The 20,593-nt window shown below is 70.2% G+C and carries 20 protein-coding genes, 1 tRNA gene and 1 pseudogene; 13 read left to right on the top strand and 9 right to left on the bottom strand.

Going from position 1 to position 20,593, the window contains the following annotated elements; translation table 11 throughout:
- Positions 1-8: 8 nt before the first annotated feature.
- The 3 genes from DJ82_RS08805 (at position 9) to DJ82_RS08795 (ending at position 2,871) form a co-directional block, all read left to right on the top strand.
- Complete coding sequence (locus tag DJ82_RS08805; protein WP_094522384.1) at positions 9-392, top strand: DUF5820 family protein; 384 nt, start codon at positions 9-11, stop codon at positions 390-392.
- Between the two features lie 147 nt (positions 393-539).
- Positions 540-2,039, top strand: a complete 1,500-nt coding sequence (gene purF, locus DJ82_RS08800) for an amidophosphoribosyltransferase (RefSeq protein ID WP_094522383.1) — start codon at positions 540-542, stop codon at positions 2,037-2,039.
- A gap of 109 nt (positions 2,040-2,148) precedes the next feature.
- Positions 2,149-2,871, top strand: a complete 723-nt coding sequence (locus DJ82_RS08795) for a halocyanin domain-containing protein (protein WP_094581596.1) — start codon at positions 2,149-2,151, stop codon at positions 2,869-2,871.
- 15 nt (positions 2,872-2,886) lie between these two features.
- On the opposite strand, the gene DJ82_RS08790 is transcribed toward DJ82_RS08795, so the two are convergent.
- Together DJ82_RS08790 and DJ82_RS08785 are read right to left on the bottom strand one after the other, a co-directional pair.
- The gene (locus DJ82_RS08790) at positions 2,887-3,402 is read right to left on the bottom strand and encodes a metal-dependent hydrolase (protein WP_094522381.1); all 516 of its coding nucleotides are present in this window, start codon (positions 3,400-3,402) and stop codon (positions 2,887-2,889) included.
- A gap of 111 nt (positions 3,403-3,513) precedes the next feature.
- The gene (locus DJ82_RS08785; RefSeq protein WP_094581595.1) at positions 3,514-4,074 is read right to left on the bottom strand and encodes a DUF420 domain-containing protein; all 561 of its coding nucleotides are present in this window, start codon (positions 4,072-4,074) and stop codon (positions 3,514-3,516) included.
- A gap of 181 nt (positions 4,075-4,255) precedes the next feature.
- Here DJ82_RS08785 and DJ82_RS08780 point away from each other — a divergent pair.
- The 3 genes from DJ82_RS08780 to DJ82_RS08770 all read left to right on the top strand — a co-directional run bounded on the left by DJ82_RS08780 (position 4,256) and on the right by DJ82_RS08770 (position 7,211).
- Positions 4,256-4,340: transfer RNA gene (locus DJ82_RS08780), tRNA-Leu, on the top strand.
- 364 nt (positions 4,341-4,704) lie between these two features.
- A complete protein-coding gene (gene gatE / locus DJ82_RS08775; RefSeq protein WP_094581594.1) occupies positions 4,705-6,588 on the top strand; it encodes a Glu-tRNA(Gln) amidotransferase subunit GatE in 1,884 nt (627 codons plus the stop codon).
- 101 nt (positions 6,589-6,689) lie between these two features.
- Positions 6,690-7,211, top strand: a complete 522-nt coding sequence (locus tag DJ82_RS08770; protein WP_094522378.1) for a phosphate-starvation-inducible PsiE family protein — start codon at positions 6,690-6,692, stop codon at positions 7,209-7,211.
- 8 nt (positions 7,212-7,219) lie between these two features.
- On the opposite strand, the gene DJ82_RS08765 is transcribed toward DJ82_RS08770, so the two are convergent.
- Positions 7,220-7,702, bottom strand: coding sequence for an Lrp/AsnC family transcriptional regulator (locus DJ82_RS08765; RefSeq protein ID WP_094522377.1), 483 nt, complete (start codon positions 7,700-7,702; stop codon positions 7,220-7,222).
- Positions 7,703-7,884: 182 nt separating this feature from the next.
- Here DJ82_RS08765 and DJ82_RS08760 point away from each other — a divergent pair, with 182 nt between their 5' ends.
- Entirely contained in the window at positions 7,885-8,841 is a 957-nt protein-coding gene (locus DJ82_RS08760) for a DMT family transporter (RefSeq protein ID WP_094522376.1), read from the top strand.
- Positions 8,842-8,858: 17 nt separating this feature from the next.
- Here the strand turns inward: DJ82_RS08760 and DJ82_RS08755 are convergent, their stop codons facing one another.
- The gene (locus DJ82_RS08755; RefSeq protein WP_094522459.1) at positions 8,859-9,431 is read right to left on the bottom strand and encodes a hypothetical protein; all 573 of its coding nucleotides are present in this window, start codon (positions 9,429-9,431) and stop codon (positions 8,859-8,861) included.
- A 191-nt stretch (positions 9,432-9,622) separates the two neighbouring features.
- Positions 9,623-9,964 carry a 2Fe-2S iron-sulfur cluster-binding protein gene (locus DJ82_RS08750; RefSeq protein WP_094581593.1) on the bottom strand — a complete coding sequence of 114 codons (342 nt, stop codon included), beginning with the start codon at positions 9,962-9,964 and terminating at the stop codon, positions 9,623-9,625.
- A 94-nt stretch (positions 9,965-10,058) separates the two neighbouring features.
- Here DJ82_RS08750 and DJ82_RS08745 point away from each other — a divergent pair, with 94 nt between their 5' ends.
- Positions 10,059-11,045, top strand: coding sequence for a biotin--[acetyl-CoA-carboxylase] ligase (locus DJ82_RS08745; RefSeq protein WP_094522374.1), 987 nt, complete (start codon positions 10,059-10,061; stop codon positions 11,043-11,045).
- Positions 11,046-11,117: 72 nt separating this feature from the next.
- Here the strand turns inward: DJ82_RS08745 and DJ82_RS08740 are convergent, their stop codons facing one another.
- Entirely contained in the window at positions 11,118-11,570 is a 453-nt protein-coding gene (locus DJ82_RS08740; protein ID WP_094581602.1) for a universal stress protein, read from the bottom strand.
- Between DJ82_RS08740 and DJ82_RS08735 the strand changes: the two are divergent.
- The 4 genes and pseudogenes from DJ82_RS08735 to DJ82_RS08720 form a co-directional block, all read left to right on the top strand.
- Positions 11,505-12,974 (top strand): annotated as a pseudogene (locus tag DJ82_RS08735) (NADH-quinone oxidoreductase subunit L); the annotation flags it as partial. The gene DJ82_RS08740 and the pseudogene DJ82_RS08735 sit on opposite strands and share 66 nt — an antisense overlap.
- On the top strand, positions 12,971-14,503 hold the full coding sequence (locus tag DJ82_RS08730; RefSeq protein WP_170938272.1) for a NuoM family protein: 1,533 nt from the start codon (positions 12,971-12,973) through the stop codon (positions 14,501-14,503). The pseudogene DJ82_RS08735 and the gene DJ82_RS08730, both read left to right, overlap by 4 nt.
- On the top strand, positions 14,496-16,028 hold the full coding sequence (locus DJ82_RS08725; RefSeq protein WP_094558537.1) for an NADH-quinone oxidoreductase subunit N: 1,533 nt from the start codon (positions 14,496-14,498) through the stop codon (positions 16,026-16,028). The genes DJ82_RS08730 and DJ82_RS08725 overlap by 8 nt, the downstream gene beginning before the upstream one ends.
- Before the next feature lie 94 nt (positions 16,029-16,122).
- A complete protein-coding gene (locus tag DJ82_RS08720) occupies positions 16,123-16,479 on the top strand; it encodes a hypothetical protein (protein ID WP_094525390.1) in 357 nt (118 codons plus the stop codon).
- A 1-nt stretch (position 16,480) separates the two neighbouring features.
- Here DJ82_RS08720 and DJ82_RS08715 read toward each other — a convergent pair whose 3' ends face one another.
- The 3 genes from DJ82_RS08715 to DJ82_RS08705 all read right to left on the bottom strand — a co-directional run bounded on the left by DJ82_RS08715 (position 16,481) and on the right by DJ82_RS08705 (position 18,999).
- A complete protein-coding gene (locus DJ82_RS08715; protein WP_094525391.1) occupies positions 16,481-16,711 on the bottom strand; it encodes an H/ACA ribonucleoprotein complex subunit GAR1 in 231 nt (76 codons plus the stop codon).
- Between the two features lie 2 nt (positions 16,712-16,713).
- Positions 16,714-16,992 carry a signal recognition particle subunit SRP19 gene (gene srp19 / locus DJ82_RS08710; protein ID WP_094525392.1) on the bottom strand — a complete coding sequence of 93 codons (279 nt, stop codon included), beginning with the start codon at positions 16,990-16,992 and terminating at the stop codon, positions 16,714-16,716.
- A gap of 108 nt (positions 16,993-17,100) precedes the next feature.
- Positions 17,101-18,999, bottom strand: a complete 1,899-nt coding sequence (locus DJ82_RS08705; RefSeq protein ID WP_094581592.1) for an ATP-binding protein — start codon at positions 18,997-18,999, stop codon at positions 17,101-17,103.
- Positions 19,000-19,137: 138 nt separating this feature from the next.
- Between DJ82_RS08705 and DJ82_RS08700 the strand changes: the two genes are divergently transcribed.
- Positions 19,138-20,593: alanine--tRNA ligase-related protein (locus DJ82_RS08700; protein ID WP_241881480.1), on the top strand; the 1,456-nt coding region annotated here is incomplete at its 3' end.

Raw genomic sequence — 20,593 nt, 5'->3', positions numbered from 1 at the left:
CTCCGCCCATGAGCTTCGAGGCGCTGCCGGACGGCTGGCGGGTGTGGAACGAGGAGCCGAGCGGACGGGCGATCCTCGTCTACCGGCCCGACGTGTTCGACGGCGACGACCTCCCCGCGGAGTGCATGCCGACCATCTACCTCACGAACGGCGCGCGGACGGCCCGCCCCGGATCCGGCCAGTACGCGACCGACGAGTGGCACGTCGTGCTCTTCTTGGAGCCCGAGGTCGAGGCGGTCTCGGAGACCCGCGACGACCGCGAGTCGGGCGCGGCCGCGGCCGTCGCGGTCGCGGAGCGGTTCGCCGCCGGCGACGTCGACTACCGCGCCGCTTACCAGGTGCCGCGGGAGGCGTACTTCGAGCGATTAGACGAGCTGATCGAGGGGGAGTGAGCGCGACGTCGACGGGAGGTGAGCCGACCGGCCGGTCGGCGACTTCGCCGGACCCGATCCGCGTTTGTGCATATATACCCCGTCGTAAACCTCGATAGCACCACGAACACGAGGATTTTTATCGCCTCACGCCCCACCGTCGCGTACATGAACGCCGGTGGGGACCACACCGCTGACGAGCCGCGAGAGAAGTGCGGGGTCGTCGGCATCTCGCTCGCTGACCGCGAGGCCGCGCGGCCGCTGTACTACGCGCTGTACGCGCTCCAACACCGCGGGCAGGAGTCCGCTGGGATCGTCACGCACGACGGGTTCCAACAGCACAGCCACGTCGAGCGCGGGCTCGTCGGGGACGCGTTCGAGGAGGGGGACCTGGCGTCGCTGTCGGGCGGCACCGGCATCGGTCACGTCCGGTACCCGACCGCCGGGAGCCTCGACAAGAGCTGCGCACAGCCGTTCTCCGTCTCCTTCAAGTCCGGCTCGCTCGGGCTCTCGCACAACGGGAACCTCGTGAACGCCGACGAGGTGCGCGAGGAGCTCGCGGCGGCCGGCCACGCGTTCACCTCCGACGGCGACACCGAGGTGATCGCCCACGACCTCGCGCGCAACCTCTTGGAGGAGGACCTCGTGCGCGCCGTCAAACACACGATGAACCGCATCCACGGCTCCTACTCGCTGGCGATCACCCACGACGACACCGTCCTCGGCGTGCGCGACCCCCTCGGGAACCGTCCCCTGTGTCTGGGGAAAGTGGACGGCGGATACGTGCTCGCCAGCGAGTCGGCCGCCATCGACACGCTCGACGGGGAGCTGATCCGGGACGTGCGCCCGGGCGAACTCGTCGTCCTCGACCCCGACGGCGCGGGGTACGACACCTACCAGCTGGTCGAGCGCGAGTCGACCGCGCACTGCTTCTTCGAACACGTCTACTTCGCGCGCCCCGACTCGGTCATCGACGAGAACCTCGTGTACGAGGTCCGCCGCAAGCTCGGGCGGAAGCTCTGGGAGGAGTCCGGCGTCGAGGCCGACGTCGTGATGCCGGTCCCCGACTCCGGCCGGGCGTTCGCCTCCGGCTACGCCGACGCGGCCGGCGAGACGACCGCCGACGGCGAGGCCCGTCCGGAGAACGACGCCGGTATCGAGTTCGCCGAGGGGCTGATGAAGAACCGGTACGTCGGGCGCACGTTCATCATGCCGACGCAGGACGAGCGCGAGCGCGCGGTCCGGCTGAAGCTCAACCCGATCAAATCGACCGTGGAGGGGAAGTCGGTCACCATCATCGACGACTCCATCGTCCGGGGAACGACCTCGACGCAGCTGGTCGAGCTCGTCCGCGAAGCCGGCGCCGAGGAGGTCCACCTCCGGATCGGCGCGCCGGCGATCGTCGCGCCCTGTTACTTCGGGATCGATATGGCGACCCGCGAGGAGCTGATCGCCGCCGACGCCTCCACCGAGGAGATTCGACAGGAGGTCGGCGCCGACTCCCTCTCGTACCTCTCGATCGACGCCGTCTCCGAGGCGCTCGGCGAGAGCCGCGCGGACCTCTGTCTCGGCTGCGTCACCGGCGAGTACCCCTTCGACGTCGAGGGCGAGGAGAGCGACCGCGACCTCGACCCCGTCACGCCCGACCCGACGCCGGCGGACGACTGATCGGGCTCCGACCTCGGTTCCCAACGACTTGCCCCGTCGCCGCCTCCCGTTCTCACGTCGCGAGTCGGGAATCGGGAATTTAAATACGCCCACGCTGGGAGGTACAGGTATGACATCCGACGCCGACGACGCGACGATGAGCCGCCGCGGGCTGTTCAGGGTCGGCGCCGCAGGCGCCGCCGCCGCGACCGGCCTCGCCGCCGGTTCCGGGACCGCCGCCGCCCAGTACGGCGGCTGGCTCGACGACGTGGACAACTACGACGGGACGCACGACTACACCGGACAGGACGAGGTCACCGTCGACGTCGGCGCGGTCAACGGGCTCAGGTTCGGTCCGGCCGCGATCCTTATCGACCCCGGAACGACCGTCGTCTGGGAGTGGACCGGCGAGGGCGGCGCGCACAACGTCGTCGCCGAGGACGGGACGTTCGACAGCGGCGAGACCGTCAGCGAGGCGGGGACCACCTTCGAGTACACGTTCGACGACGCGTCCGACAGCGACACGTTCAATTACCTCTGCGTACCGCACGAGGCGGTCGGCATGAAGGGCTCCGTCGCGGTCGGCTCCGTCGACGACGACCTCGTCCAGCCCGACGCCGGCGGCGACGGTGGGAGCGGTGACGGCGGAGGCGGGGGAAGCGGTGGCGACGGAGGCGACGGAGGCGACGGCGGAAGCGGTGGCGACGGAGGCGACGGCGACGACGGCGGGAGCGCCGGCCGCGTCCTCAGCGCGGGCGTCATCGGCGCGCTCGCGCTCGGCTTCGGGTTCGCCGGTGCGCTGCTCGTCCCGCTCTTCTACGCGGCCCACCGGATGGCGAACGAAGACGGGTAGGCGGCCGGACCGGTCTCACCGACCGCTTTCCCGGTCGGTGCCGACGGCGACCCGCGACCGCAACACCAGTGAGACGGCCGCCAGCCACAGCGCCGCTTCGAGGAAGAAGGAGGGGGTTCCGACGTAGAACAGCGCGAACTCGCCCGGCGGGATCGCGAGCGGGTCGGACCGCGTGAGGAGCGGCCACCCGAGGAACGCCGCGTCGCCCGGCCGCCCGTTCACGACCATGTGGAGCGCGTCGAGCGCGAGGTGAGAGCCCCAGCCGACCGCGACCGCGAGGCCGCGGCGCCTCGCGGCGACGGCGACGAGCGCGGCGAGCGGCACGAGCAGCGCGGAGTGGCCGACCGACTGGTAGACGTCGAAGACGCCGAGCGCGCCGAGCGGCTTGTCGACGACGTCCGGGAGCGCGGCGCCGGCGAAGACCCACCACACGGAGAGCGGCGGCGAACCGCCGAGGTACCGCCGGAGGCGCGGGTGTCCCGACAGCCACCCGAGGCCGGCGGCGACGAGGAGGTGAGTCGCGAACAGCACGACGGTTCGTACGGTTGACGGCGATATCAAGCTTCGTCGGAGCGGTCGGGGCGATCGGTGCGGCCGGTACGGTCGGAGCGCCCGGCTTCGCCGGTCGGCCCCGCGCCCGCCTCAGAACGCGTGGTACAGCATGACGTACACGCCGATCCCCATCGCGAAGGAGATCAGCCAGAGGACGGCGGCGACGAAGCCGACCTGCGCGTGACGCGTGTGGTACAGTTCCTCGTACGGGCGGGTCGCGGCGAGCAGGAGCGCGTAGAAGACGAACGGGATACAGGCGATCGCGAGCAGGATGTGTATCCCGAGGAACGGGAGGTAGAGGTAGGTGTAGACGACGTCGGGGCCGGGGAATTCGGTCGTGCCGACGTGGATCAGCCGGTAGAGGTACGCGCCGAGGAAGGCGGTGAAGAGGCCGAACGACGTCAGCATGAACGCGCGGTGTCGGCGCACGTCGCCGCGGGAGATGGCGCGCCAGCCGAGGACGATGGTGCCGATGGCCGTCGCCGAGACGGCGGCGTTGAAGTGCGGGATCGCGGCGAGGACGGCGTCGCTCGCGCGGGGCAGGAGGACGCTCGGTATCGCGCCGCCGACGGCGCCGAACACCACGGCCAGCGCCGCGACGGAGCTGAGTGCGGTCAAAAGCGGGACGTTCTCGCGGGCCCACTCGGACATGTCGGATCCGAGGGCCGCCACTCCCAAACCCGTGCCGGTTCCGGCGCGTCGGACCGGGGGCGTGTCCGACCCGGAATTCGCCCGGCCCCGCCGCCCGGTGTCACTCTTCGACACGGCACTGCCGAATGGAAGGGCTTTTAATTGGGGGAAGGGTACGTGAGGACGCGATTGAACACCGCGAGCGTGGGTAGCCAAGCCAGGCCAACGGCGCAGCGTTGAGGGCGCTGTCCTGTAGAGGTCCGCCGGTTCAAATCCGGTCCCACGCATCGCTCGGCGGCACACCCGCCGCACCGATGCACGGTGTTGTCTCTACGACAGCATCCACGCACAATTCCTTTCGAACGTTACGCGGCGAGCGACAGCTGTGATCGGAACGCTGTGATCGTGATCACCGCCGAAGCCCCAGCCGCGAGGACTCGCGACTGCCCCTTTGAGTCCCACCCGACCGCAGCCGCACAGCCCCTCGCGCCTCCCCAGCCTCGCCGCGGCCGCGCCGGCGGCCGCGGGCTCCCTCGCGCGTGCTGACTCGCGGCACCGCCCAGTCATTTATAAGGAACCTCGGTGGCCTCGATCCGCATCGCCCGCGCGAACTGCCACCCTTTTTGTTCCGGCCTGCCGGAGTACGGCGTAATGAGCGAGGACGCGACCCCCGAGTACGACCACGATGAGCTGGGGCTCGTCGCCGGGCTGGAGATCCACCAGCAGCTCGACACGGAGACGAAGCTGTTCTGCGACTCCCCGACCGTCGAGCGCGACCCCGACGAGGCCGACCGCGAGATCGCCCGCCGGCTCCACCCGACGAAGAGCGAGCTCGGCGAACTCGACGACGCCGCGATGGAGGAGAGCCGCGTCGACCGCGAGTTCACCTACCTCGCGTACGACACCACCTGCCTCGTCGAGGAGGACGACGAGCCGCCCCGGCGCGTCGACGGCGAGGCGCTCTCGGTCGCGCTCCAGATCGCCGACCTGCTCGACGTCTCGGTCGTCGACCAGGCGCACGTGATGCGGAAGCTCGTCATCGACGGGTCGAACACCTCGGGCTTCCAGCGCTCGATCCTGCTCGGCCAGAGCGGGGAGATCGAGACGAGCGAGGGGGCGGTGTCGATCGTCGACCTCATGCTGGAGGAGGAGTCGGCAAAGCGCGTCGAGGAGACTGACGACGGCGTCGTCTACTCGCTGGACCGCCTCGGCGTCCCGCTCGTCGAGATCGGTACCGGTCCGGACATCCGGAGCCCCGAGGGCGCCCGCGAGGCCGCCGAGCGCATCGGCATGCTGCTCCGGTCGACCGGCGCGGTCAAGCGCGGGCTCGGCACGATTCGGCAGGACGTCAACGTCTCCATCGCCGAGGGCGCCCGCGTCGAGGTGAAAGGCGTCCAGGACCTCCAGGGGATCGAGGACATCGTCCGCGGCGAGGTCGGCCGGCAGGCGGAGCTGCTCGCGATCCGCGACGAGCTCCGCGACCGCGACGCGAGCGTCGGCGACGTCTCGGACGCGACCGACGTCTTCGCCGAGACCGACTCCGGGGTCATCCGGGGCGCGCTCGACTCGGGCGGGAAGGTGACCGCGGTTCCGCTGTTCGGCTTCGACGGGCTCGTAGGGTGGGAAATCCAGCCGGACCGCCGGCTCGGGACCGAGCTCTCCGACCACGCGAAGCGACACGGGGCGGGCGGGATCTTCCACACCGACGAGCTGCCGGCGTACGGCGTGACCGAGGCCGAGGTCGAGTCCCTCCGCGAGGCGGTCGGCGCCGGGCCGGAGGACGCGGTCGCCATCGTCGCCGCCGACCCGGAGACCGCCGACCTCGCGATCGAGGCCGCCGCCGACCGGGCCGCCGCGGCGATCGAGGGCGTCCCCGAGGAGACCCGCGGCGCCAACGAGGACGGGACGACCCGCTACCTCCGTCCGCTTCCCGGCGCGGCTCGGATGTACCCCGAGACGGACGTGCCGCCGGTCGAGCCGGACCCGTCCGACGTCGACCGACCCGAGCTCCTCGACGAGAAGACCGACCGCTACGCCGAGGAGTTCGGACTCGATCGCGGGCTCGCCGAGCAGGTCGCCTTCGGGCGGCGCTTCCCGCTGTTCGAGACCGCGGTCGAGCGCGGCGTCGACCCCACCTTCGCGGCGTCGACGCTGGAGTCGACGACGACGGAGATCCGCCGCGAGGGGGCCCCGGTCGAGAACCTGACCGACGACCACTTCCTCGACTTATTCGCCCTCGTCGAGGGCGGCGACCTCGCGAAGGAGGGCGTGCCGGAGGTGCTGACGACGCTCGCCGAGAACCCGGACCTCACGGCCGCGGAGGCGGTCGAGGAGGCCGGACTCTCTGGGGTGAGCGAGGATGCGGTCCGCGAGGCGGTCGTCGACGTCGTCGAGCGCAACGCCGACCAGATCGAGGCGGAGGGGATGGGGGCGTTCTCGGGGCTGATGGGCGAGGCCATGGGCGCGCTCCGCGGCAAGGCCGACGGGGAGGTCGTCTCCGACGTGCTCCGCGAGGAGATCGGCAAGCGGTCGTAACGGTCCTCGGAATCCCTCCCGTTCCGCCCCCGATTCACACGTTGTCGCCCCTGTTCTTTACGTGTCGCGGGGCCTTGATTCGTACCTAGAGGGAACACCAGATGGACGATCCGCCACCGGGTCCCTCGGACGACCCGCCAGCGACAGACCGCACGCCCGAGCCGGCCGTCGCGAAGACGCGCGGCGACCGGGTCTCCGACGCGACGAACCGGTTCATCCACGGCGTCGAACTCGCCGCGGCGGCGCTGTTCGCCCTCCTGTTCGGGATCGGCGTGGTCGACCTCGCGATACAGATCGCCGAGTCAGTTCCCACCGGCGAGATCACCGACCCGAACACGGTCATCGGATTCATCGAGACCGGACTGCTGCTGCTCATCATCGTCGAGGTGTACGAGACGGTCGTCGCCTACATCGAACAGAGCGACACCCGTCGGATCGTCAGGCTCGTGATCTACACGGGCGTCATCGCGATGGTCCGGAAAGTGATCATCTTCCGGACCACCGAGTACCCATCGACGCAGGACGCGCTCTTCGCCGCGTTCGCGTACACGCTGGTGATACTCGGACTGGTAGCGCTACTGTTCGTCGAGCGGTCGGTCGGGTCCTCCCTGTCGCCGGAGTGAGGTCGGCGCTACTCGGTCAGCTCCGCGAGCAGCGTGTCGAGGTCGTACGTCGCCGGCGCTCGCGGCTCGTCGCGGAGTGTGGCGATCGTGAACGTCGAGTTCGTGCGTTCGACCTCGGGAATCGCCTCAAAGTCGCTGATGAGCCGCTCGACGGTGTCGGACGACGAGAGCCGCGCGAGGACGACGAAGTCGGTTTCGCCCATCGTGAAGAACGCCTCCGTGACCCCCTCGACCGCCAGTAGCTCGTCGGCGAACTCCTCGTACGGGCCCTCGTAGCTCGCGAGCACCTCGACGATGACGGTGACGCCGAGCCCGAGCGCCTCGTGGTCGAGGTCGTACAGATCGTTCTCGATCACGCCGTCCTCGCGGAGGTTGTTCAGCCGGTAGTGGATCGTCGACACCGGAATCCCGGTCTCCTCGTGGAGCCGCTCGGGGCTCCCGGTTCCGAGGTCAGATATCGCCTTCAACAGCCGCACGTCGCGCTCGTCCATACGCCCCCTTCGAGTGAGGGACTGTTGTATATTCCGACCGACACACTTGCACTCGAATCCAAGAACGACCCTCGTTTCGGAAGCGTATTGCAGTTCGTTCGTATGCGTGATTGTTCATTCTGAATTCGGCCGATTGTGAGAGAATAGTTTAACTGTCTCAAGAAACTTCGATCTAACACTCAATGAAGCTACGGAACCTCCTCTCTACTCCGGAATCAGTCGTCGCCGCCTTCGTCCTCCTCGCGACCCTGTGGGGCACCTCCTTCGTCGCGATCGAGGCCGGGTTACACCACTTCCCGCCGCTGCTGTTCGCCGGCGTCAGGTACGCGATCGCCGGAGCGATCGTGCTGGGCGTCGCCGCGGTCATGTCCGGACGGACGACGCCCAGCGGACGCGACGAGTGGCTCGGCGTCGCCGTCGCGGCGACCTTCGTTATCGCCGCGTACCACGGGCTGTTGTACGTCGGCGAGCTCCACATCTCGGGGGCGGTCGCCGCGGTGGTCGTGAGCCTCGTGCCGGTGTTGACCGCGGTGTTCGCCGCGGTCCTCCTCCCCAACGAGCGGCTCGGTCCCGTCGAGATCGGCGGGTTCGCCCTCGGTGTCCTCGGGGTGGTCGTGATCGCCGACCCGACCGCGGCCGGGGCCGGTAACTCGGCCCTCCTCGGCGTCGGCCTCGCGTTCGCCGGCGCCGTCGCCTTCTCGCTGGGCGCGGTCCTGCTCCGACCGCTCCGGACCGACCTCCCGATCGCCGCCCTGCAGGGGTGGGCGATGGTGCTCGGCGCCGGAATCCTCTTCGTCGGCGCCGCCGCGCTCGGGGAGTCGCCGTCGGCGATCGAGTGGAACAGAACCGCGATCGTGTCGCTCGCCTACCTCACGCTGCTGTCGGGCGTCCTCGCGTTCCTGATCTACTTCGCGCTGCTCGACGAGGTCGGCCCGGCGCAGCTCCACCTCGTCGGGTACGCCGAGCCCGTGGTCGCCGCGGCCGGGAGCTGGGTCCTGCTCGGCACCCTCGTCGAGGCGGAAGCGATCGTCGGGTTCGTCGCGATACTCGCGGGCTTCCTCGCGCTCGAACGCCGGGAGATCGCGGCGTACGTCGGGTTCGACGCGTATCACTGGCCCGCGCTGATCGGGCGGAAGTAAGGGTTTTTTCGGGGCGCTCAGCCCTCGACGTCCGCGGTCAGGCCCGCGCGGAGATCGCGGCCGAAGTAGTGGCCGAGCAGGGCCGCGACGAGCCCGAGCCCGCCGCCGACCGCGAGCAGGGGAAGCCCCCACTGCTGGAGGTAGTCGACCCCGATCGGGAGGAAGCCGACGCCGAGGACGTTCGTGACCGCGACGAGGGCCCCCGCCGCGGCGCCGGCGAGCCCGGTCTCGACGTACCGTCGGGCGGAGAGCGCCAGCCCGATCAGGAACGCGGCGAGGAACACGCCTCCGGCCGAACCGATCGTCCCGCCGATGAGCGGGATCGCGCCGCCGACGAAGACGCCGATCGCGACCGCGGCGAGCGCGAGCGCGAACGCCTTCGCGGAGAACCAGCGACCGCTCGTCCCGACGCGCCCGCCGTCGCCGCCGGTCTCGGCCGCCCGGCCAGCCGACTCGTTCCTCTCGGCGCGCGAATCGGCCTCGTCCGACGTCGAGGGGTCCCCGCCCTCGGCGAGGTCGTCGTCGAGGAGGTCGTCGAGGTCGTCCATCGGGTCGCCGTCGGACGCCTCCCGCTCCTTGGAGGGTTGCATACCGGAGCGTTCGCCCGTGAGACCTTGGGTCTTGTGCCCACAGTCGACTCGCCTCGTCGGCGAGCGGCGGCCGCCGCGGTCGCGTCGGGTCTCCTCGTCGACGCGGTCGCGTCGCGTCTCACGGCCGCGTTTCACCGGAAACGAGGTGTCTCGGAGGCGAGCGCCGCGACGCGCGGTACGGCCCCTCCCTCCTAACCGCCGCCGCCTGACCCGCGCGACCCCCAGACGCGCTTGTCGACGAGTTCGACCGTCATCGGCCCGTCGACGGTCACCTGACAGGAGAGCCGCGGGTAGCCGAAGCGGGCCGCGAGCCGGTCGTGCCAGTGGTCCGGCGGCGGTCCCTCGCGGATCCGAACGCCGCAGGTGGCGCAGATCCCGCGCCCGCCGCAGTTCAGTCGGCGCGTCGCGGCCGCGTACGGCGACAGGTCGGCGTCGAGGAGGACGCGCCGCAGGTTCCGTCCCGGCTCGACAGCCAGCTCTGTGCGTTCCTCGCCATCGACGACGGTCACGGGAACGGTCTCGGCGTCGGTCATGCGACACCCGACGTTACGCCCGCGGGCCCATAGGCGAGCGGGTCCCCGCTGGCGACCCGGAACGGCTTTCCACGCCGGCGCCGACCGCGTCGACATGGACACGCGTCGCGCGCTGCTCGACGCCCTGGAGGACGGCCCGGTCTCGGGACCGGCGCTCGCCGCGGAGCTCGACGTCTCGCGGGCGGCGGTGTGGAAGGCGGTCGAGGCGCTCCGCGAGGAGGGGTTCGCCGTCGAGTCGACGGGCGCGGGCTACGCCGCGCCCGCGGAGCCCGCCTACTGCGCGGCCGGGATCGAGTTCGGACTCGACGCGCCGTACGAGGTGGAGTACCACGACGCCGTCCCGTCGACGAACGACCGCGCCCGCGAGTTGGCGGCCGACGGCGCCGCCGACGTCGCGGTCGTCGCCGACGAGCAGACCGGCGGTCGAGGCCGGCTGGACCGCGAGTGGGTCGCGCCGAGCGGCGGCGTCTGGCTGTCGGTCGTCACGCGGCCGACGGTCTCGCCCGCCCGCGCCCCGCTGTTCACCCTCGCCGCGGCGGTCGCGACGGTCGACGCCTGCCGCGAGGTCGGCGTCGACGCGCACATCAAGTGGCCGAACGACGTGCTCGTCGGGGGCGACGGAGCGGGAGGCGCCGCGGGCGACGCCGACCGCTCGGGACGCGGCGGCCGCAAGCTCGCCGGGATCCTCACCGAGATGGAGGGCGAGGCCGACCGCGTCTCGTGGCTCGTCGTCGGCGTCGGCGTCAACGCGAACCTCGACCCGGAGGCGCTCCCGGGCGACGCGACCTCGCTGCGCGCCGAGACCGGCGACGACGTCGACAGGCGGCGGTTCGCGGCGACGCTCCTCGAGCGGTTCGCGGCGCTCGCGGAGACGGCGGACCGATCCGACCGGATCCTCGCGGCGTGGCGCGAGCGGGCGAGCACGCTCGGGCGACGGGTCCGCGTGGAGACTCCGACGGGGGCCGTCACGGGGACCGCGGTCGACGTCGAGTCGCCGGGCGCGCTCGTGATCGACACGGGGGACGGGACGCGGCGCGTCCACGCCGGGGACTGCGAGCACCTCCGGGACGCCGACGGCTGACCGCGGCGTCGGGTCGGCGGGGGCTGGACGGCGCCGCGTCGCGAGGGTCGGGACTGGGCAGCCCGGCCGCGCTCACGTCCGTCCGGCGGCCTCCGCCACGCTCGGCTCCGTCGGGACGTCGCCGTCGATCCGGACCGTCAGGACCGGGACGGCGGCGCCGCGAACGACTTTCTCGGCCACGCTCCCGAGCAGGAGCCGGTCTATCCCGCCGCGGCCGTGGGTGCCCATCACGACGAGGTCACAGCCGTTCCCCTCGGCGTACCGGATGATCTCGCGGCTGGGCGACCCCTCGACGACGGCCGTTTCCACGTCGACGACGGTCTCCTCGGCCAGCTCCTCGACCGCCGCCACGGCCTCCTCGGCGTCGCCCCGCAGGAGCTCGCCGACGCCCTCCCAGGAGGCCTCCATCGGCATCCCCGCGTAGCTCGCCGTGTCGACCACGTGGACCGCGTGGACCGCGGCGTCGTCGCCGTGATCGGAACGTTCGGTACGGCGCAGTTCGCCGGGCCGGAGTCGTTCCCGCACCTCGCCGAGGCGGCGCTCGCCGGCGAGGGCTCGGTCGCGTGGACTCCCGGCGGACTCGACCTGCAGACGTGGCTCACCGTCGTCGGCCTGCTCGTCCTGGGCGGCGTCGTCGGGAAGTCGGCGCAGTTCCCGCTGCACACGTGGCTCCCCGACGCGATGGAGGGCCCGACGCCCGTCTCCGCGCTGATCCACGCCGCGACGATGGTCGCGGCCGGCGTCTACCTCGTCGCGCGGATGTACGGCTTCTACGCGCTGACGCCGACGACGCTCGCGGTGATCGCCTTCATCGGCGGCTTCACCGCGCTGTTCGCGGCGACGATGGGCGTCGTCAAAGATGAGCTGAAGCAGGTCCTCGCGTACTCCACCATCTCGCAGTACGGCTACATGATGCTCGCGCTCGGCGCGGGCGGCTACGTGGCCGCGGTCTTCCACCTGACCACCCACGCGTTCTTCAAGGCCCTGCTGTTCCTCGGCGCGGGCGCGGTGATCATCGCGATGCACCACAACGAAGACATGTGGGACATGGGCGGGCTGAAGGACAAGATGCCCGTCACCTACTACACCTTCCTGGCCGGGTCGCTGGCGCTCGCGGGCATCTTCCCGTTCGCCGGTTTCTGGTCGAAAGACGAGATCCTCTACGAGGCGCTCGTCCACGCGCCGGGCGAGCCGCTGCTGTTCGGCGGCTACCTGATGGGGCTGCTCGCTGTCCCCGTCACCGCCTTCTACACGTTCCGGATGGTCTTCCTGACCTTCCACGGCGAGCCCCGCACCGACACCGCGCGCGACCCCGAACCCGTCCGATGGAACGTGAAGGGGCCGCTGACGGTCCTCGGCTCGCTCGCGGTCGTCACCGGCCTCATTAACATGGTGCCGGTCCAGAAGGTCCTCGGACTGGAGGGGATCGACCTGCTCCACCGCTGGCTCGACAACGACTGGGGCGGAATTGAGGGGCTCTCCTCGCACCACTACGGCGACATCGGACCGTACAGTAGCGAGTACATCGTCGGCGGCGAGGTCGCCACGGTGCTCGTCGGTGCGGCCGTCTCGCTCGGACTGGCGCTGACCGGTCTGCTGGTTGCGTGGCGGCTCTACAACGTTCCGTCGCCGACGGAGCACACGGCGAAACTCGGCGGGATCAAAGACGTGCTGTACAACAACTACTACCTCGACGAACTGCAGGTATGGCTCGCGTATCGCACCGAGGACGTCGCCGGCGGCGCCGACACCTTCGACCAAGGTATCGTCGACGGCGTCGTCAACGGCGTCTCCTCGGTGAGTCTCATCGGCGGTGACCGGATCCGGCAGGTGCAGAACGGCGTCGTCTCGCAGTACGCCGCGCTGCTCACGCTGGGGCTGGTCGCGCTGATTCTCGTGCTCGGCGTCACCGGGGGGTGGTTCCTGTGATACTCGAAGCGCTCATCGCGGTCGTCTTCGTGAGCGCGCTCGTCGTCCTCCTCTCGCCGAACGAGTGGGCGGGCCGGCTCGCGTTCGCGCTGAGCCTGATCCCGTTCGCGGGATCGCTGTACCTCTGGTCCGGATTCAACGGCTCCGGAAACGCTCTCACGGGCGGCGACATCGCCTACCAGACCCAGATCGAGTGGCTCGAAGTCGGCGGCCGCTCGGTCTCGTGGTTCGTCGGGCTGGACGGCATCAGCCTCCCGCTCGTCGTGTTGACGACGTTCCTCGTCCCGCTGGCGATAGTCAGCGCGTGGACGCCGATCGACTCGCGCCAGAGCCAGTTCTACGGGCTCATGCTGTTCATGGAGGCGAACCTCCTCGGCGTCTTCACGGCGCTGGACTTCTTCCTCTGGTTCGTCTTCTGGGAGGCCGTCCTCGTCCCGATGTACTTCCTCATCGGCGTCTGGGGCGGCCCGCGCCGGAAGTACGCCGCGATCAAGTTCTTCGTCTACACGAACGCGGCGTCGCTGCTGATGTTCATCGGGTTCATGTCGCTGACGTTCGCGCTCGGCGACTCCGTGACCTCGTTCGCGCTCCCGGAGATCACCGGCGCGATCGCCGACGGCGGACTCGGAACCTGGTTCGGCATCTCGCCGGACCGGATCGCGATGGTCGCGTTCCTCGCGATGTTCGCCGGCTTCGCGGTGAAGGTCCCGATCGTTCCGGTACACACGTGGCTGCCGGACGCCCACGTCGAGGCGCCGACCCCTGTGTCGGTGCTCCTGGCGGGCGTCCTCCTGAAGATGGGGACGTACGCGCTGCTCCGGTTCAACTTCACGATGCTCCCGGAGCAGGCGTCCGCGCTCGCGGTCCCGATCGCCGCGATCGCCGTCATCAGCGTCATCTACGGTGCGATGCTGGCGCTCGCGCAGAAGGACCTCAAGCGCATCGTCGCCTACTCCTCCGTCTCGTCGATGGGGTACGTCATCCTCGGGCTTGTCGTGTTCACCGAGTACGGCGTCGGCGGCGCGACGTTCCAGATGGTCGCGCACGGCCTCATCTCGGGGCTGATGTTCATGGCGGTCGGCGTCGTCTACAACGCGACCCACACGCGGATGGTCGGCGACATGGCGGGGATGGCCGACCGGATGCCGGTCACGGTCGGCATCCTCGTCGCCGGCGCGTTCGGCTACATGGGACTGCCTCTGATGGCCGGCTTCGCCGGTGAGTTCTTCATCTTCGTGGGGTCGTTCTCCGCGCCGGCGCTCCCGTACGCGCCGCTGTTCACGGCGCTCGCGATGTTCGGCATCGTCATCGTCGCCGGCTACCTGTTGTCGGCGATGCAGAGCACGCTATTCGGGCCGTTCGAGCTCTCAACCGACTACGAGGTCGGTCCCGCGCCGTTCCACGACGTCGCCCCGCTTGCGGTCCTGCTGGTGGCGATCATCGTGCTGGGCGTCGCTCCCGACATCTTCTTCGAGATGATCCGTGACGCCGCCGTTCCCGTGGTCGAGGGGGTGAGCATCGATGGTTAACTCGCTCCCGCAGGTGACGGCGTTGCTGCCGGTGCTGCTGCTCGGGTTCACCGGACTCGCGCTGCTGCTCGTCGACACGCTCCGTCCCGACACGCGGTCGAACACTTCGATGGCGGTCGTGAGCGCGCTCGGCGCGCTGGCATCGCTGGCCGCGACGGTCTGGTTCGTCGCCTCCGGGACCGGGAGCGGCGACACCGGCGGCGCGATCCTGCTGTTCGCCGACGCGGTCAAGGTGGACACGCTTGGGCTGTTCTTCACGGCCATCTTCGCGTCCGTGACGTCGCTCGTCGTTGTCGCGGCCCACGACTACTTCCACGACCACCCGAACCCGGCGACGTTCTACTCGCTGACGCTGTTCGCGGCGACGGGCATGTCGCTACTCGCGGTCGCGAACTCGCTCGCGGTCGTGTTCGTCGCCTTGGAGATGGTGTCGCTGCCGTCGTACGTGCTCGTCGCGTTCCTGAAGCAGAACCGCGGGAGCGTCGAGGCGGGGCTGAAGTACTTCCTCGTCGGAGCGCTCTCCTCGGCGATCTTCCTGTTCGGCATCTCGCTGGTGTACGCGGCGACGGGGTCGCTGATGCTCGGCGAGGTCGCCGGCGTCCTCGGCGATATCGCCTCCGACGCCAACGGGATCGGCAGCCGAAGCGGGATCGCCGGCCTCGGGATCGTGATGATCCTCGGCGGCGTCGCGTTCAAGACCGCTTCCGTCCCGTTCCACTTCTGGGCGCCGGAAGCGTACGAGGGCGCGCCCGCACCCGTGAGCGCGTTCCTCTCGTCGGCGTCGAAGGCGGCCGGCTTCGTGGTCGCGTTCCGCGTGTTCACCGAGGCGTTCCCGGTCGGCGCGTCGCTGGCGGCCGACATCAACTGGGTGCTCGCCTTCGGGATCCTGGCGGCTGTGACGATGACGCTGGGGAACTTCGCGGCGGCCGTCCAAGAGGAGGTCAAGCGGATGCTCGCGTACTCCTCGATCGGCCACGCCGGCTACGCGCTCATCGGCGTCGCGGCGCTCTCCGCGGACGGGAGCGGTAACGGCGCCGTGATGGGCGCGGCGATGGCGCACCTGCTCGTCTACGGCTTCATGAACACCGGCGCGTTCCTCTTCGTCGCGATGGCGGAGCGGTGGGGCGTCGGCCGGACCTTCGAGGACTACGCCGGGCTGGCCAAACGCGCGCCCGTCGCCTCGACGGCGATGGCCGTGTTCATGTTCTCGCTGGCCGGGCTCCCGCCGTTCGCCGGGTTCTTCTCGAAGTACTTCCTGTTCATGGGAGCCATCGACAACGGCTTCCTGTGGCTAGCGGCGATCGGCGCCGTCAACAGCGTGATCTCGCTGTACTACTACAGCCGGGTCGTGAAGGCGCTGTTCATCGACGATCCCGCGTCGCCGACCGCGCTGGACACGATCGACGTGCGGCCGACGGCGCTGTACGCCGCGGTCGTCTTCGCGGCGGTCGCGACGGTGCTGCTGTTACCCGGCTTCGGCCCGGTCATCGAGACCGCCGAGGCCGCCGCGTCGGCGCTGTTCTAGCGGCGTCGCGGTTCGCGCCCGCTTTTCGTTTTTTTCCGATCGATCAGCCGTCCGGTAACCGCAGGTATTCCCGCGTCCAGTGTTAATATCCGGTATGAGTAGGAATCGGACGTACCGCTGTCTGAACTGTCTGGATCACACCGTGAGCCGGGAGTTCGACACGTCGCACCTCTCGGTGACGTGTCCGAACTGCGGCTCGTTCGAGCGGTTTGTTAACGACGCGGTGTTTCAGCAGTTCCGCGCGTTCGAGGAGTCGCCGCCCGCGGAGCTCGACTGGGCGCGGCTGGACCGCACGGAGAAGTTGATCGTCTCGGAGCGGCTCGTCCGCTCGACGAAGACGCTGGCCGACTTCGACGTCGTGGAGGGGGAAGCGACGGTCGGCGAGGACGAGGCAGCGGCCGGAGACGGGGAGGCTCTAGCCGAGGACGGGGAGGCAGCGGCCGGAGATTGAGTCAGCGCGCGTACAGCTTCCCGCCGACGAGCGACGCGAGGCCGTCGCCGTCGTTCGGGGTGACGGCCACGTACGGCCGGTCGACTGGGCCGAAAACGTCGACGACGCGGCCGACCGTCGAGAGCGACTCGTCGACGACGGCCGAGCCGATCCGCGGCGGCTCCTCGCCGCGGTCGCCGCGGGCGATCGCGAGCCCCCCGGCGGTGCGGACCACGGTACCGACTCGCCGCATCGTCACTCGCGGATGACCCCGAGGTAGGCGGCGACCGCCTGCACGAGGTCGTTCTTCGCGGTGTCTTCGGTGCCGCGCACGACGACCGCGCCCCGCGGCTCGAACTCGCGGGAGTACGTCTTGTCGCGCTCGATCACAGCGTCGTAGCCGACTTGCTGGACCGCCTTAGCGATCTCGTCGACGGTGGGCTCGGAGATCGCGAGGTCCGCCGGTACGCGGCGGCCCTCCGAGCGCGACCGCTCGGCGTCGAAGTACGCGGGATAGACGACGTTCTCGACCATACCGGAGAGGCGAGCGCGCGGCCTAAGGTCGTTTCGGACCCGCGCGGCCGCAGACGCCGGGCGACCCGCGTCGCGGCCGCGGTCCCGCACCGGCGTCGTGGCACCCGGTTACGTCGTTCTGAACTCGAATCTTGCGCCGCCGGACTCGCCGGTCACCGCGCGCGCCTCCCACCCGTGAGCCTCGGCGATACGTTCGCTGATCGCGAGCCCGAGGCCGGTCCCGTCCTCGTCCGTCGTGAAGCCGGTGTCGAACACGCGCTCCGTCTCCTCGGGGAGTCCGCAGCCGTCGTCCTCGACGAAGAACCCGGTCCCTCCGTCGCCGTCCGATCGGGGCGAGGCCTCGCCCACGCGGACGGTGAGGCCCTCCGCAGCGCACCCGTCGTCGACGGTGGTCGGTCGGCCGCCGGCGGACCCGAGTTCGACGCTCTCGCCGGGCTCCGCCCGGCCGTCAGTCGGGCCGTGCTCGACGCTGTTCCGGAACACGTTCTCGAAGAGCTCGCGCGTTCTGGCGGGGTCAGCGTCGAGGGTCACGTCCCCTTCCACGACCAGCTCGGCCCCGCCGGTGTCGACGCTCGCCCAGGCGTCTCTCGCGAGCGCCGCGATCGAGGCGCGCTCCGTCTCGCCGACCGACCGGCCCTGTCTGGCCAGCGAGAGCAGGTCGTCGACGAGCTCGCCCATCCGCTCCAGCGCCTCGCCCGCCTTGGGGAGGTGAGCCGTGTCGCCGGTGTCGCTCGCGAGCTCGACGTACCCCTGCGCGACGCCGAGCGGGTTCCGGAGGTCGTGCGAGACGATGCTCGCGAACTCGTCGAGCCGCTCGTTCTGCTCCCGGAGGGTGGCCTCGCGCTCGCGCCGGTCCGTGACGTCCGTGTAAATCGCGTACCCGGAGGCGTTCTCCGCGTCGAGCCGGATCGGGATGACGTGCAGGATGAAGTGGCGGAGTCCGTCCGCCGTCTTCCGGGTCACCTCTCGCCGGACGTTCTCGCCGCGTTGGAGCCGCTCGTTGAGGTCGATTGCCTCCTCGACCGCGCCGTCCTCAACCGGGACGATGTAGTCGTCGAGGGACTCGCCCCCGACTGCCTCCGCGTCGTAGCCGAACGTCTCCCCGAAGGCGTCGTTGACCCGGTGGACGACCGGTTCGCCGTCGACGTAATCGTACGCGACCGCGGGGTCCGGGACGTTCGAGAACAGCGCGAGCAGGCGGTCGCGCTCGCTCCGGAGCGCCTCGTCGGCCCGGATCCGATCGAGGGTCTCCTCGACGTGAGAAGCGAGCAGTCCGGCGAGGCGTCGATCGGCCTCGCTGAACCCGTCCGGGTCGTCCGTCACCAGTTGGAAGACCGTGTCGTCGCCGACGGGAAGGGTGAGAACCGTGTCGTACGGGCTCTCGGCGTTCGGATTCGGTTCCACGACCGGTTCGCCGGTCACCGCGACGGTCCCGGCGGCCCCGCTCCCGACTCGGACGCGGTTGCAGTCCTCGATCGGAACCTCGGCCGAGGCCGCGATCGGCTCGATCCACTTCCCGTCGCGCACGCCGACGAGGCAGTGGTGCGGCGGGAACACCTCGTCCGCGACGGCGATCGCGGCCCGGTGCGTTTCCTCCACGGACCGGACCGACGCGAGTCGCGTCGCCCCGGCGTTGAGTCGCTCGACCCGCGAGGGCGGTCGGGACGGATCGGACCGGACTGACCCGTCGCGCGCGAGGAGCCACCGGACTGTCGCCGCCACGTCGGCGGTCGTCGTCGACACGGCGTCGACGGTCGGGGCCGTCGCCACGTCACCGGCCGGGTCGTCCACGAGGGCGACGACCGGGAGGGACTCGCGGCCGTCGCGGACGCGAGCGAGCCCGGCGGCGTCGCTGACGACCGCGAGGTCGACGTCGCGCAGGCTCTCCTCGTCGACCTCGTTCGGCTCTGCGGATCGCGCTGTCGCGTCGTCGGGGAGATCGGCTGAGATGTGAGCATCGGTAGCGAGGACCAGTACCACCGGTCTTTCGCTCGGCGCGGCGTTCACTGTGATCCGGAAACGGGTCGACGCGATGATAAGTATTCCCTTCGTCGGGGGAGCTCGAGACGCCCCGACTCGCGGGCCGCCGACCCGACGCGACCCACCCCGGAACCCTTTTGCACGAACACGGGTCACGTTCCTGTAATGAGCGATCTCGAAGCGGAGTACCGTCTCGACTACTTCGAGGAGGAAGGGTTCGTCCGGAAGGAGTGCACCTCCTGCGGCGCGCACTTCTGGACCCGAGACGGCGACCGCGAACTCTGCGGGGAGCCGCCCTGCGAGGACTACAGCTTCATCGACGACCCCGGCTTCCCGGAGCCGCGGTCGCTGTCCGAGATGCGGGAGGCGTTCCTCTCCTTCTTCGAGGAACACGGCCACGAGCGGATCGACCCGTACCCGGTCGCGGCGAACCGCTGGCGCGACGACGTCCTCCTGACGCAGGCGTCGATCTACGACTTCCAGCCGCTCGTCACCTCGGGGCAGACCCCGCCGCCGGCGAACCCCCTCACCATCTCGCAGCCGTGCATCCGGATGCAGGACATCGACAACGTCGGCAAGACCGGCCGGCACACGATGGCGTTCGAGATGATGGCCCACCACGCGTTCAACACGCGCGAGGAGGTCGACGAGGACGAGTACGCCTACCACGGCGAGGTGTACTGGAAGGACGAGACGGTCGCGTACTGCGACGAGCTGTTCGAGAGCCTCGGCGCCGATCTGGACGAGATCACCTATATCGAGGACCCGTGGGTCGGCGGCGGCAACGCCGGGCCGGCGATCGAGGTCATCTACAAGGGCGCCGAGCTGGCGACGCTCGTCTTCATGTGCATGGAGCGGGACCCGGACGGCGACTACGAAATGAAGGACGGGAACACGTACTCGTTCATGGACACGTACATCGTCGACACCGGGTACGGGCTCGAGCGGTGGACGTGGATGAGCCAGGGGACGGCGACCGTGTACGAGGCCGTCTACCCCGACGCGATCGACTTCCTGAAGGAGAACGCGGGGATCGAGCACACGGAGGAAGAGCAGGCGCTCGTCCACCGCGCCGCGAAGCTCTCCGGTCGGCTCGACATCGACGACGTCGACGACGTGGAAGACGCGCGCGGCGAGATCGCCGACCGGCTCGACGTCGACGTCGACCGGCTCCGCGAGCTCGTCGAGCCCCTCGAATCCATCTACGCGATCGCCGACCACTCGCGGACGCTCGCGTACATGTTCGGCGACGGGATCGTCCCCTCGAACGTCGGCACGGGCTACCTCGCCCGGATGGTGCTCCGGCGGACGAAGCGGCTCGTCGACGAGGTCGACGTCGACGCCCCGCTCGACGAGCTCGTCGACATGCAGGCCGAGCGCCTCGGCTACGAGAACCGCGACACGATCCGCGAGATCGTCCGCACCGAGGAGCGGAAGTACCGCGAGACGCTCGAACGCGGCTCCCGCAAGGTGGAGTCGCTCGCCGACGAGTACGCCGGCACCGGCGAACCGATCCCGACCGAGACGCTCCTCGAGCTGTACGACTCCCACGGGATCCAGCCGGACATGGTCGCCGACATCGCGGCCGAGCGGGGCGCGACGGTCGACGTGCCGGACGACT

Source organism: Halorubrum sp. Ib24 (genome assembly GCF_002252745.1).
Taxonomy (GTDB): domain Archaea; phylum Halobacteriota; class Halobacteria; order Halobacteriales; family Haloferacaceae; genus Halorubrum.
This window is presented reverse-complemented; position numbering and strand designations above follow the sequence as displayed.